Here is a 12,750-nt window from a genome sequence, read left to right on the forward strand (position 1 = left end):
TCAGCCCTTCATTACGTTGACGTCTTCGACGTCGATGGTGCCGCGGTTGCGGAAGAAGCAGACGAGGATCGCCAACCCGATTGCCGCCTCGGCTGCGGCCACCGTCAGCACGAAGAGCGTGAAGACCTGCCCGACGAGGTCGCCCAGATAGGCCGAGAAGGCCACGAAGTTGATGTTGACCGCCAGCAGGATCAACTCGATCGACATCAGGATGATGATGACGTTCTTGCGGTTCAGGAACAGTCCGAAGATGCCGATGACGAACAGGGCCGCGGCGACGGACAGGTAGTGCTCGATCCCGATGGCGGTCATGGGATCAGACGTAGCCCCAGCCGAAGACGATGATGAGGACCACGACGATCGCTACGATGATCAGTGTATTGCGCGACATGGCACTTCCTTTCTGCCCGCGTGCGGGCGGTGATCCCGGTCAGAGGCCCTGACCCGGCTTGACGTCCTTGAGTTCCATCGACTTGGCCGGGTCGCGGTAGATCTGCGCCAGGATGTCCTGCCGCTTGACGTTCGTCCGGTGGCGCAGGGTCAGCACGATGGCGCCGATCATCGCGACCAGCAGGATCAGCCCGGCGAGCTGGAACAGGATCAGGTAGCGGTCGTAGAGCAGCATGCCGAGCGCGGATGTGTTCTGCAGCTCGACCGCCACCGGCGCGGTCGCCCGAAGCCGCGCCTCGACCCCCTCGCTGAAGGTCCAGGAGCCGAACGCGATCGCCAACTGCATCAGAACCACGAGCCCGATCAGCAGGCCGATCGGCAGGTAGCGTGTCATGCCGGCCCTGAGCTCGGTGAAGTCGACGTCGAGCATCATCACTACGAAGAGGAACAGAACGGCGACGGCGCCGACATAGACGATGACCAGCAGCAGCGCGACGAACTCGGCCCCTACCAAAATGAAGAGGCCGGCCGAGCTCAGGAACGCCAGGATCAGCCAGAGCACCGAGTGCACCGGATTCCGCGCGATCACGGTGAAAAGCCCGCCTGCCAGCGTGCAGAAGGCGAAGAGGTAGAAGGCGAAGGCGAAGAACGTCATGCCCACTCCTCCCGGATATCGGCCGCTCGTCTCATCGGTAGGGCGCGTCCAGCTCGATATTGCGCGCGATCTCCGCCTCCCAGCGATCGCCGTTCTCCAGCAGCTTCTCCTTGTTGTAGTAGAGCTCCTCGCGCGTCTCGGTCGAGAACTCGAAATTCGGCCCCTCGACGATGGCATCGACCGGGCACGCTTCCTGGCAGAAGCCGCAATAGATGCACTTCGTCATGTCAATGTCGTAGCGCGTGGTGCGGCGGCTGCCGTCCTCCCGCGGCTCGGCGTCGATGGTGATCGCCTGCGCCGGGCAGATCGCCTCGCAGAGCTTGCAGGCAATGCATCGCTCCTCGCCGTTCGGGTAGCGGCGCAGCGCGTGCTCGCCGCGAAAGCGCGGGCTGAGCGGACCCTTCTCGTGCGGGTAGTTCACCGTCGCCTTGGGGCGGAAGAAGTACTTCATGCCCAGCCCGAAGCCCTTGATGAAGTCCGCGAGCAGGAAGTACTTCGCCGCCCGGCCGTAGTCGATTGCAGCCATGGATCAGCCTCCCACCGCCCAGCGTGCGTAGAAGCCGCCGAGCAGTTCGAAATGGGCGAGGAACGCGACCAACACGACCCAGGCGAGGCTGAACGGCAGGAACACCTTCCAGCCCAGCCGCATCAGCTGATCGTAGCGGTAGCGCGGCACGATGGCCTTCACCATCGAGATGATGAAGAACATCACGAGGATCTTGAGGAACATCCAGAACATGCCGTCCGGCAGGAACGGCACCGGGCTGAGCCAGCCGCCGAAGAAGATGACCGAGATCAGGGCGCACATGAAGACGAGCGCCGCGTACTCGCCGATCATGAAGAGCAGGAAGGGCGTCGAGGAGTATTCCACCTGATAGCCCGCCACCAGCTCCGACTCCGCCTCCGGCAGGTCGAACGGCGCGCGGTTCGTCTCGGCGAGCGCGCTGACGAAGAACAGCACAACCATCGGCAGATGCGGCAGCCAATACCAGTGCAGCAGTCCCAGCGGCCCCTCCTGCGCCAGCACGATCATGCTGAGGTTGAGCGAGCCGGTGGAGATGATGACCCCGATCAGGATCAGCCCGATCGAGACCTCGTACGAGATCATTTGCGCCGCCGAGCGCAGCGAGCCCAGGAACGGATACTTCGAGTTCGACGCCCATCCACCCATGATCACGCCGTAGACCTCGAGCGACGAGATCGCGAAGATGTAGAGGAGCGCCACGTTGAGGTCGGCCAGCACCATCCCCGGCCCGAACGGGATCACCGCCCAGAGCATGATCGCCAGCACGAACGACGCCATCGGCGCCAGGAAGTAGACCACCCTGTCGGCGCCCGCCGGAACGACGATCTCCTTCAGCGCGTACTTGAAGAAGTCCGCGAAGCTCTGCAGCAGGCCGAAGAGGCCTACCACGTTCGGCCCCTTTCGCATCTGCACGGCCGCCCAGATCTTGCGGTCGGCGTAGAGCAGAACCGCAAGGCTCATCAGCAGCAGCACGACCAGCAGCAGACTCTGCGCCAGGATGACGAGGGCGATGCCGGTGCTTGTGGTCAGGAATTCGCTCATCGTCTGGTCACCGTCGGTTGTGAGGCGCACCGGCCGCGTCGGCAGTCCGGTCTAAACATGATCCGCACCCGGAACGCTAGCCCCCCGCCGCTATTTCCGCGCTTCAGCGGCTATTCCGCGGCCATCGGCGGCTGCCGCCGTGCCTGCGCCAGCGCGGAGAGTTCGGCCATCAACTCCGACGCCCGCATGATCGGGTTGACCAAGTAGTGGTCCACCACGACGCGCCCGAAGCTTCCCTCGCCGACCTGCCCCTCCGGCAGCGCCTGCCACTCGTTCTCCGGCACCTCGTCGATCATTGTCAGGTGCGGGTGCGCGCCGGTGAGCGCGCGGCGCAGCTGGGCCAGGCTGTCGTAGGGCAGCGCCGCGCCCAGCTCGCCCGAGAGCGCGCGCAGGATTGCCCAGTTTTCCTTGGCCTCGCCCGGCGGGAAGGACGCGCGCAGCGCCAGCTGCGGCCGACCCTCGGTGTTGACGAAGAGGCCCTGCTCCTCCGTCCAGGCCGCGCCGGGCAGGATCACGTCGGCGCGATGGGCGCCACGGTCCCCGTGGCTGCCCTGGTAGATCACGAAGGCGCCGGGGGTGATCTCGCCCTCGTCCGCGCCCAGGTTGTAGATGACGTCGGCGCCGTCCAGCGCCGCCTCGGCGCCACCTTCGGTGGTGCAGCCCACATCCATCGCGCCGACCCGGCCCGCGGCAGTGTGCAGCACCAGGAGGCCCGAGTCCGTCCGCCGCGCCAGCTCCATCGCCTGCGCCAGCACCGCCTCGCCATCGTCGCCCACCAACGCGGCCATCCCGATAACGACGATCGACGGCACCTCGCGCACCCCGTCGTCGTCCCGCTCCAGGAGCGACGCGAGCGCCTTTCGGTCATGACCCACATTCCTGTGCTCGTAGGTCAGGTCCACAGGCTCGCCCACGTGCTCGACAACTGCCCCGTGCAGCCACGCCTTGCGGACGCGGGCGTTCAGCACCGGCGCCTCCTGCCGCGGGTTCGTCCCGATCAGCATGATGTGGCGGGCGTGGTCGATGTCCTCGATCGCGGCCGTCCCGGCATAGGCGCTGCGGTTCCCCGCCGGCAGCTTTGCACCGTCCATTCGGCATTCCACGACGCCGCCGCGCCCCTCGACGAGCTGCTTCAGCGCGAACGCGGCCTCGACCGGCACCAGGTCGCCGACAAGGCCGGCGAGCTTCTGCGCCCCCGCGATCTTCCGCGCCGCCAGCCCCAGCGCCTCCGCCCATCCGGCGGGCCTCAGGCGGCCGTTCTCGCGCACGTAGGGCCGGTCCAGCCGCTGCCGCCTGAGCCCGTCCCAGACATAGCGCGAGCGGTCGCTCAGCCACTCCTCGTTGATGCCGTCGTGGTTGCGCGGCAGGATCCGCATCACCTCGCGGCCCTTGGTGTCGACCCGGATCGCGCTGCCGAGGCCGTCCATGACGTCGATCGTCTCGGTCTTCGAGAGCTCCCAGGGCCGCGCGGTGAAGCTGTAGGGCTTCGACGTCAGCGCCCCCACCGGGCAGAGGTCCACGATGTTGCCCTGCATCTCGCTGTCGAGCGTCTGGCCGAGATAGGACGTGATCTCCGCATCCTCGCCCCGCCCCGTCTGCCCCAGCTCGGGCATCCCCGCGACCTCGGTGATGAAGCGCACACATCGGGTGCAGGAGATGCAGCGCGTCATGTGCGTCCCGACGAGCGGCCCGAGGTTCAGGTTCTCCACCGCCCGCTTCGGCTCGCGATAGCGGGAGAAGTCCACGCCGTAGGCCATCGCCTGGTCCTGCAGGTCGCACTCGCCGCCCTGGTCGCAGATCGGGCAGTCGAGCGGGTGGTTGATGAGCAGGAACTCCATCACCCCCTCGCGCGCCTTCTTGACCATTGGAGAGTTCGTCCGCACCTGCGGCGGCGCGCCGTCGGGCCCCGGGCGCAGGTCGCGGACCTGCATCGCGCAGGAGGCGGCAGGCTTCGGCGGGCCGCCCACGACCTCGACAAGGCACATTCTGCAGTTGCCGGCAATCGATAGACGCTCGTGATAGCAGAACCGCGGGATCTCGATCCCCGCCGCCTCGCAGGCCTGGATCAGCGTCATGGCCTGATCGACCTCGATCTCGCGCCCGTCGATGTTGATCTTGCGAAGTTCGCTCATGTCATCCTCCAGCGGGTCCGGCCCGCGCCGGATCCTCGGGAAACCCGCCCACTCTCGCCGCGGCCCGCCGCAATGGATGCGCCCGGCATGTGCGCGGCCTTTTCCGTCACTTCTGGTCCCGGTGCAACGGGCGTTCCGTCGCGCCGTCCGCGATCGTCCGCGGGTCGGGCCCCTCGGCCGCCTCCGCCTGCCGCATCTTCAGCTCGGCCGGCGTCTCGTGCCGCGCCGCCGCCAGCGCCTTTTCCACCCGCGGAATGCAGACGGTGCTGATGAGCGGAACGCTCAGCGCTGTGGACACGCCGATCTCCACCCAGTGCGGAAGGCCGAGGTCCAGCCACCGGAAGAGGTAGCTGAACGCCAGCACGCTGGGAAAGACGCAGGCCCAGATCATCACGTTGAGCGCGATCGTCTCCATCCGCGACATCGCTCACGCCGCTCCCGCCTCGGTCCGGTTGCGCGACTGCCACGCGAAGTCGAAATCCTCCGGTCCCGCGCCGTCGGCCGCCAGCCGATCAAGCCGCGCCTTGCCCTCCGCTGGTGTCGGCCGATGCCCCGGCGCCACCGGCCAGATCACGTAGGTCGGCACGTCGAGCGGGACGAACCACTCCGCCCGCCGGCTCAGAAAGGCGCCATGAACCGCGCGGGTCACGAACGCCTCCAGGCTCTCCGCCGACTTCCAGACCGAGAGCGTCGCCGCCAGACGCGGACTGTCACCCAGCGGCGACCAGTCCCCATCCTCGTCCGGCAGGCGCCAGACGAAGCCAGGCGCGCGAGCGGCGGCCGCGTTCACGGCGTCGACCGCGCGCACGAACGGCGCGACCAGCGGGTCGTCCCAGTCAGCCCGGAGCAGGCCCCAGTTGAGATGCGCGATATGGCGCGCCGCCTTCACTCTGCCGCCACCCGCCGGCGCTTCGACGCGATCCGCTCCTCGATCTCGTGGCGGAAGTGCCGGATCAGACCCTGGATCGGCCACGCCGCCGCGTCGCCCAGCGCGCAGATCGTGTGCCCCTCGACCTGCTTCGAGACGTCGAGCAGCATGTCGATCTCGGCCGGCTCGGCCTCGCCCTTCACCAGCCGGTCCATCACCCGCATCATCCAGCCGGTGCCCTCGCGGCAAGGGGTGCATTGGCCGCAGCTCTCGTGCTTGTAGAACTTCGCCAGCCGCCAGATCGCCTTGATGACGTCGGTCGACTGGTCCATCACGATCACCGCTGCGGTGCCGAGGCCGGACTTCTGCTCGCGCAGCCAGTCGAAGTCCATGATCGCGTCGTCGCAGAGGTCCTTGGGCAGCAGCGGCACCGACGAGCCGCCGGGGATCACCGCCTTAAGGTTGTCCCAGCCGCCGCGCACGCCGCCGCAATGGCGCTCGAGCAACTCCTTCAGCGTGATCGACATCTCCTCCTCGACCACGCACGGATTGTTCACGTGCCCCGACACCGCGAAGAGCTTGGTGCCCGCGTTGTTCTGCCGGCCGAAGCCCGAGAACCAGTCCGCGCCGCGCCGCAGGATGGTCGGCACCACGGCGATCGACTCGACGTTGTTCACCGTCGTCGGGCAGCCGTAGAGGCCCGCGCCCGCCGGGAACGGCGGCTTCATCCGCGGCATGCCCTTCTTGCCTTCGAGGCTCTCGAGCAGCGCAGTCTCCTCGCCGCAGATGTAGGCGCCCGCGCCGTGCGTCAGGTAGAGGTCGAAGTCCCACCCCGAACCGGCCGCGTTCCGCCCCAGGAGGCCGTTCTCGTAGCACTCGTCGATGGCCGCCTGCAGCGCCTCGCGCTCGCGGATGTATTCGCCGCGGATGTAGATGTAGCAGGTATGCGCGCCCATCGCGAAGGAGGCGATCAGGCAGCCCTCGATCAGCGTGTGCGGGTCGTGCCGCATGATCTCGCGGTCCTTGCACGTCCCTGGCTCGGACTCGTCGGCGTTGACCACCAGGTAGGACGGCCGCCCGTCGCTCTCCTTTGGCATGAACGACCATTTGAGGCCGGTCGGAAAGCCCGCCCCGCCCCGGCCGCGCAGGCCGCTGTCCTTCATCTGCTGGATGATCCAGTCGCGGCCCTTGCCGACGATGCCGGCGGTGCCGTCCCAGTGCCCGCGCGACATCGCCCCGGCCAGGCTGCGGTCGTGCATCCCGTAGAGGTTGGTGAAGATCCGGTCTTCGTCTTTCAGCATCACATCCTCTCCCGCCGCCGCTGCCGCCAGATGCCGACCGTCACGATCAGCGACCACACGAACGCCGCGAGCGCCGCAAGGTCGAACAGGAAGACCCAGCGCGCGGGCCAGCCCATCCGGCCGCCGAGCCACTGCAGCCCCAGCCAGGCCAGCATCGTCACGACGATGACCAGCGCGACAAGCCGCCCCTGCCGCGCCATCTGCCTCTCTCGTTCCGCGTTCTGCGTCAAATCGATTCCGTCTCCGTCGCCCCTGCGGACATGCATTGCCGCGAAGTCACGCTAGCGCTCCTGCGCGGCCAGGTCGCGCGCCTGCCCGACCCAGTCGTCCCGGCTCACCCGGCCGCTGAACCCGCCGAGGTTCTCGTCGACCCACGCCACCTCGGCCGGCGACCACGCCGCCACCTGGTCGAGGTGGTAGAAACCGAGCTCGTTCAGCCGCTCCTCGAGCTTCGGCCCCACCCCGCGGATGCGCTTGAGGTCGTCGGCGCCGCCCTCCCGCGGCGCCTCGAGCGCCGGCGGCCGCCGGACACCCGCACCGCCGGCCCCGTCCGCGGGAGCATCACCCTCCCCGCCGGAGCGAGCCTGCCCGGCTACGCCGCTTCCTTCTGCGGGCGTTCCATCCGCCGTCACTCCGCGGAACGGACCGGCCGTGCCGGTCTCGCCCGCTGGCGCATCCGGGTTGGGCGCTTCGCGCTGTCGATCTTCCCCGGCCGTGCCGCTCTCGCTCGCGGGTCCGGGTCGCCGCGGCTCCGCCGCAGCCTCGGACGTTGCCGACCGATCCGGTCGCGACGGCATCCATCGCGACACACCGCGCGGCGCCTCTCCGGCGTCCGCCGGATCGACCGCGTCCTCGCCACGCCCTTCGCTGCCGTCCGGCATCGCTGTCTCGCTGTTCGGCTCCGCGCCGCTTCCACGCCCCGTGACGCCTTCCGCCGCAGCGGGTTCACCCGGCGTCGGATCCGCAGCCGCTCGCAATTTCCTTTCAGGGGGACTTTCCGCCTCGACCTCGCCGAAGGATGCGGTGACGTCGGGCGGGTTGGCAGGCACGTCGGGCTCCGGCCGCGAAACGGTGGCGGTGCCGGCGGCGTCTGGCGCCACCACCTCCGCCCGCTCCGGCGCAGGTGCCGTGGCCGACCGCTCCGCCGCCACAATCAGCGGCATCGCCACCACCACGCCCGCGGCCAGCGCCCACACAACGGCCGGCGCGAGCGAAAAGCTGGCAAACAGAGTGAGCAGCGCGAAAGCCATCAGAGCAATGACACTTGCGATGGCGCCGATCCTCGGCAGCGACATGCGCGTTGCATCGGCCATCAGCTACTCCCTCTCCGCGCGTCGCGCGGCCTCAGCTCCCGCCTGCGGGCACCTGCCGCGCCGCCTCGGCCCAGCCAAAGACCCGCTCTCGACCGACATCCAGCTTCGACGCCACCCAGGCCGCCTCCTCGTCGCCCCAGGCCGCAACCTGGTCGCGGTGAAAGATGCCAATCTCGTTCAGCCGCGTCTGCAACGCCGCATCGATGTCCGCGAGCTGTGTCAGGTCGTCCGCGCCCTCGTCCCGCGCCGCGTCGAGGCGCACCGGCTCGCGACCGCCCGGAGCGGTCTCCGCGACCGTCGGCTCGGGCTCAAAGGCGCGGCTGTGGCCTGTCGCGGCATCGCGCGCGCTCTCGGCCGTCGCGGCCTGCGCCGGCGCGGCCGCGGCCGGATGCCCGGCCTCGCTCGCCTGTGCCTCCTGCTTGGTCACGCCGGTCTCGTCGGCAGGCACGCCGGCCGAAGGCTGCGGCCCCGGCGTCGGCTCGTCCTCCGGCATCCCCGAGGGCTGCAGGTGGTCGCCCCGTTCCGGCCCCGGCTGCTCCGAAGGCACGTGCTCCCGCCACGGCGTGCGCAGCTCGACCTCGGTCCCGTCGATCCGCTTGAGGGTGTCGCCGATCTCCGCGGCCAGTGCGACCGACGCGTTCGCTTCCACCCGCTGCCCGTCGCCGTCGAGCGAGGTCAGACCACTCGCAGGTTCGCTGGAGAAGCGACCGTTTTGCGGCCCCGGCGTCGGCACCCGGCCCGCCACGATCTCGTCCAGGATCTGCCCGAGGCTTTCCGCGGTCAGGTCCTCGTAGTAATCCTTGCCGATCTGCGCCATCGGCGCGTTCGAGCAGGCGCCGAGGCACTCGACCTCTTCCCAGCTCAGCTTGCCGTCGGCGGAGAGGACGTGCGGCTTCGGCGCGATCTTCTCGCGGCAGACCGCTACCAGGTCCTCGGCCCCGCAAATCATGCAGCTCGTCGTGCCACAGATCTGAACATGTGCAACGCTGCCAACGGGTTGCAGCTGGAACATGAAGTAGAACGTTGCGACCTCCAGCGCCCGGATGTGCGCCAGCCCCAGCATGTCCGCGACGTGCTCCATCGCCGGCCGGCTCAGCCAGCCCTCCTGCTCCTGCGCCCGCCACAGGAGCGGGATGATCGCGCTCGCCTGCCGCCCCTCGGGGTACTTCGAGATCTGCGCTTCGGCCCACCGCTGGTTGGCGAGCGTGAAGGCGAAGCTCTCGGGCTGTTGCGCGTGCAGTCGTCGAAGCATCTCTCCGCCTCTCGTCTATTTGATCGTCGGGCAGGCGTCGTCCGCCAGCCGCAGCGCCCGATCCTCGACCGTGTCACGCCCCGTCACCAGCCACGGGCGCGCGATACCGCGCTCTGACGGCAGGCAACGCTCGGCATCGACGCGAAAGCAGCGGCCCGCGTGCGCGCCGGCGCCGCCGCCAAGGGCACTCGCGACCGGTGCCGCGAACCATTCGGCCCTCATCGGTCGATTTCGCCGAAGACGACGTCGAGCGTGCCGATGATCGCGGCGACGTCGGCCAGCTGGTGCCCCGTGGCGACGTGGTCCATCGCCTGCAGGTGCAGGAAGCCCGGCGCCCTGAGCTTGGCGCGGTAAGGCCGGTTGGTGCCGTCGGCCACCATGTATACGCCGAACTCGCCCTTGGGCGCCTCGACCGCGGCATAGACCTCGCCCGCCGGGACGTGGAACCCCTCAGTATAGAGCTTGAAGTGGTGGATCAGCGCTTCCATCGAGGTCTTCATGTCGCCGCGCGTCGGCGGGCTGATCTTGCCGCGCGCCATGACGTCGCCCGGCGTCTCGCGCAGCTTGACGATGGCCTGCTTCATGATCTTCAGGCTCTCGCGCATCTCCGCCATGCGAACGAGGTACCGATCAAAGCAGTCGCCGTTCTTGCCCACCGGGATCTGGAACTCGAACTCGTCGTAGCACTCGTAGGGCTGCGACCGCCGCAGGTCCCAGGCCAGGCCCGAGCCGCGCACCATGGGGCCGGAAAAGCCCCAGTCGAGGATGTCCTGCTCGGTCACGATGCAGATGTCGACGTTGCGCTGCTTGAAGATCCGGTTCTCCGTCAGCAGCCCGTCGAGATTGTCGAGCACCTCGGGGAACTCGTCGCACCACTGGTCGATGTCATCGATGAGCTTCGGCGGCAGGTCGGCATGGACGCCGCCGGGACGGAAGTACGCCGCGTGGAGCCGCGCCCCCGACGCGCGCTCGTAGAAGACCATGAGCTTCTCGCGCTCCTCGAAGCCCCAGAGCGGCGGGGTCAGCGCGCCCACGTCCATCGCCTGCGTCGTGACGTTCATCAGGTGGTTCATGATGCGCGTCAGCTCGGAGAAGAGCACGCGGATCAGGCTCGCCCGGCGCGGCACCTCCGTTCCCGTCAGCTTCTCGATCGCCAGGCACCAGGCGTGCTCCTGGTTCATTGGCGAGACGTAGTCGAGCCGGTCGAGATAGGGCAGGTTCTGCAGGTAGGTGCGGCTTTCCATCAGCTTCTCGGTGCCGCGATGGAGCAGGCCGATATGCGGGTCGCAGCGCTCGACGATCTCGCCGTCGAGCTCCAGAACCAGCCGCAAGACGCCGTGCGCCGCAGGATGTTGCGGACCGAAGTTGATGTTGAAGTTGCGGATCTTCTGTTCGCCGGTCAGGGCGTCCTGGAACGGTGCGTCCTTCATGCGGTCCCTCCACCGATGCGGTCGCGGAACGCCATAATCCAGAGCAGGATCAGCGCCACGAGCGGGAATATCGACAGGATCGCGACCCAGGACGGGATGCCGTAGCGCGGCAGCAGCTTCCAGAACGGGATCACCCAGAGCAGGCCGATGATCAGCATCCAGAACAGCCCGCCCGCATGCATGTTCCAGCCGTAGCCCATCATGACTTGGCGTCCTCCGCCTTCTCGTCGCCCGGCAGCACGTACTGCGCGCCCTCCCACGGGCTCATGAAGTCGAAGAGGCGGTATTCCTGCACCAGCTTCACCGGCTCGTAGACCACCCGCTTGCTCTCCTCGTCGTAGCGCACCTCGGTGTAGCCCGTGGTCGGAAAGTCCTTGCGCAGGGGGAAGCCGCGAAAGCCGTAGTCCGTGAGGATCCGCCGAAGGTCCGGGTGCCCCGAGAACAGGATGCCGAACATGTCGAACACCTCGCGCTCGAACCAGTTGGCGCAGGGGTGCACGCCCGTGATCGACGGCACGCTGTCCTCCTCGCGCACGGCCAGCTTCAGGCGAATGCGATGGTTCTCGTACATCGAGAGGAAGTGGTAGACGACGTCGAATCGCTCCTCCCGCTCCGGGTGGTCGACGGCCGTGATGTCGACCAGCGTCGAGAACATGCAGTTGCGGTCGGTCTTGAGGAATTCCGTCAGCCCGACGATCGACGACGGCGCGGCATGCATTGTCAGCTCGCCCAGCGCCACGTCCCAGTCCAGCACGCAGTCGGGGCGCCGCGCCGCGACGTGCTCCCCCAGCTCCCGCATCGCCGCGACGCTCATCGCGTGATCGTCCCCGTCCGGCGGATCTTCCGCTGCAACTGCAGGATGCCGTAGAGCAGCGCCTCCGCCGTCGGCGGGCAGCCGGGCACGTAGACGTCGACCGGCACGATCCGGTCGCAGCCGCGTACCACGCTGTAGCTGTAGTGGTAGTAGCCTCCACCGTTCGCGCAGGAGCCCATCGAGATCACATAGCGCGGCTCGGGCATCTGGTCGTAGACCTTGCGCAGCGCCGGCGCCATCTTGTTGGTCAGCGTGCCCGCCACGATCATCAGGTCGGACTGGCGCGGGCTGGCGCGCGGCGCCGCCCCGAACCGCTCGAGATCGTAGCGCGGCATCGAGGTGTGCATCATCTCGACCGCGCAGCAGGCCAGACCGAACGTCATCCAGTGCAGGCTGCCGGTGCGCGCCCAGTTGATGACGCTGTCGGCCGAGGTCAGCAGGAACCCCTTGTCCTGCAGCTCGCGGTTCAGGGCCTGGGTGTCGTGGTCCCGGTCGAGACCCGCGTCATACGTGGCGGTGCTCACTCCCATTCGAGGGCCCCCTTCTTCCATTCGTAGGCGAAGCCGACGGTCAGCACGGCCAGGAACACCATCATCGACCAGAATGCGGTATCGGTCATTACCGGGAACGCGACCGCCCACGGAAACAGGAACGCGATCTCGAGGTCGAAGATGATGAACAGGATCGACACGAGGTAGAACCGCACGTCGAACTTCATCCGCGCATCGTCGAAGGCGTTGAAGCCGCATTCGTAGGCGCTGACCTTCTCGGGGTCAGGATGGCGCACGGCCAGCACCACGGCCGCCAGGATCAGGATGAGCCCGAGCGCGATCGCCAGTCCCAGAAAGATCAGGATCGGCAGGTAGTTCAACAAGAGTGCGTCCACGTGCGACCCCTTCCCGGGACCGGTCCGCGCCGGCCCCTTTCCGTTGTCGCCGCATCTATCGCCGGGCCCCGGCGGGGTCAACCTGACGGCGGTGCGGCCAATGAGCCGACCATAGCTGCCCGAGGCTCGCTGACCAGCCCCC

General features: G+C 68.2%; 17 protein-coding genes. All 17 read right to left on the reverse strand.

Annotated elements, in window-relative coordinates; genetic code table 11:
* Positions 1-312, reverse strand: a complete 312-nt coding sequence (nuoK, locus tag JM664_RS06225; protein ID WP_227419059.1) for an NADH-quinone oxidoreductase subunit NuoK — start codon at positions 310-312, stop codon at positions 1-3.
* A 118-nt stretch (positions 313-430) separates the two neighbouring features.
* Positions 431-1,045, reverse strand: coding sequence for an NADH-quinone oxidoreductase subunit J (locus JM664_RS06230; RefSeq protein ID WP_227419060.1), 615 nt, complete (start codon positions 1,043-1,045; stop codon positions 431-433).
* A 31-nt stretch (positions 1,046-1,076) separates the two neighbouring features.
* Positions 1,077-1,571, reverse strand: coding sequence for an NADH-quinone oxidoreductase subunit NuoI (nuoI, locus tag JM664_RS06235; protein WP_227419061.1), 495 nt, complete (start codon positions 1,569-1,571; stop codon positions 1,077-1,079).
* A gap of 3 nt (positions 1,572-1,574) precedes the next feature.
* Entirely contained in the window at positions 1,575-2,612 is a 1,038-nt protein-coding gene (gene nuoH, locus JM664_RS06240; protein WP_227419062.1) for an NADH-quinone oxidoreductase subunit NuoH, read from the reverse strand.
* 110 nt (positions 2,613-2,722) lie between these two features.
* Positions 2,723-4,744, reverse strand: coding sequence for an NADH-quinone oxidoreductase subunit NuoG (gene nuoG, locus JM664_RS06245; protein ID WP_227419063.1), 2,022 nt, complete (start codon positions 4,742-4,744; stop codon positions 2,723-2,725).
* 106 nt (positions 4,745-4,850) lie between these two features.
* A complete protein-coding gene (locus JM664_RS06250; RefSeq protein ID WP_227419064.1) occupies positions 4,851-5,168 on the reverse strand; it encodes a hypothetical protein in 318 nt (105 codons plus the stop codon).
* A gap of 3 nt (positions 5,169-5,171) precedes the next feature.
* Positions 5,172-5,633, reverse strand: a complete 462-nt coding sequence (locus JM664_RS06255) for a DUF3291 domain-containing protein (RefSeq protein WP_227419065.1) — start codon at positions 5,631-5,633, stop codon at positions 5,172-5,174.
* Positions 5,630-6,913 (reverse strand): NADH-quinone oxidoreductase subunit NuoF, encoded by a 1,284-nt coding sequence (gene nuoF / locus JM664_RS06260; protein ID WP_227419066.1) that lies wholly within the window; start codon positions 6,911-6,913, stop codon positions 5,630-5,632. Before nuoF ends, JM664_RS06255 begins: the two co-directional genes overlap by 4 nt.
* Complete coding sequence (locus JM664_RS06265; RefSeq protein ID WP_227419067.1) at positions 6,913-7,179, reverse strand: DUF5337 domain-containing protein; 267 nt, start codon at positions 7,177-7,179, stop codon at positions 6,913-6,915. Before JM664_RS06265 ends, nuoF begins: the two co-directional genes overlap by 1 nt.
* 15 nt (positions 7,180-7,194) lie before the next feature.
* A complete protein-coding gene (locus tag JM664_RS06270; protein ID WP_227419068.1) occupies positions 7,195-8,226 on the reverse strand; it encodes a hypothetical protein in 1,032 nt (343 codons plus the stop codon).
* A 31-nt stretch (positions 8,227-8,257) separates the two neighbouring features.
* Positions 8,258-9,478 carry an NADH-quinone oxidoreductase subunit NuoE gene (gene nuoE, locus JM664_RS06275; RefSeq protein WP_227419069.1) on the reverse strand — a complete coding sequence of 407 codons (1,221 nt, stop codon included), beginning with the start codon at positions 9,476-9,478 and terminating at the stop codon, positions 8,258-8,260.
* A 15-nt stretch (positions 9,479-9,493) separates the two neighbouring features.
* A complete protein-coding gene (locus JM664_RS06280) occupies positions 9,494-9,700 on the reverse strand; it encodes a hypothetical protein (protein ID WP_227419070.1) in 207 nt (68 codons plus the stop codon).
* Entirely contained in the window at positions 9,697-10,908 is a 1,212-nt protein-coding gene (locus tag JM664_RS06285) for an NADH-quinone oxidoreductase subunit D (RefSeq protein ID WP_227419071.1), read from the reverse strand. Before JM664_RS06285 ends, JM664_RS06280 begins: the two co-directional genes overlap by 4 nt.
* Positions 10,905-11,111, reverse strand: a complete 207-nt coding sequence (locus JM664_RS06290) for a hypothetical protein (protein ID WP_227419072.1) — start codon at positions 11,109-11,111, stop codon at positions 10,905-10,907. Before JM664_RS06290 ends, JM664_RS06285 begins: the two co-directional genes overlap by 4 nt.
* Positions 11,108-11,722, reverse strand: a complete 615-nt coding sequence (locus JM664_RS06295) for an NADH-quinone oxidoreductase subunit C (protein WP_227419073.1) — start codon at positions 11,720-11,722, stop codon at positions 11,108-11,110. Before JM664_RS06295 ends, JM664_RS06290 begins: the two co-directional genes overlap by 4 nt.
* The gene (locus tag JM664_RS06300; RefSeq protein ID WP_227419074.1) at positions 11,719-12,252 is read right to left on the reverse strand and encodes a NuoB/complex I 20 kDa subunit family protein; all 534 of its coding nucleotides are present in this window, start codon (positions 12,250-12,252) and stop codon (positions 11,719-11,721) included. Before JM664_RS06300 ends, JM664_RS06295 begins: the two co-directional genes overlap by 4 nt.
* Complete coding sequence (locus tag JM664_RS06305; protein ID WP_227419075.1) at positions 12,243-12,608, reverse strand: NADH-quinone oxidoreductase subunit A; 366 nt, start codon at positions 12,606-12,608, stop codon at positions 12,243-12,245. Before JM664_RS06305 ends, JM664_RS06300 begins: the two co-directional genes overlap by 10 nt.
* Positions 12,609-12,750: the final 142 nt, after the last annotated feature.

This window comes from Roseitranquillus sediminis (genome assembly GCF_016918935.1).
Classification (GTDB): Bacteria; Pseudomonadota; Alphaproteobacteria; order Rhodobacterales; family Rhodobacteraceae; genus Roseitranquillus; species Roseitranquillus sediminis.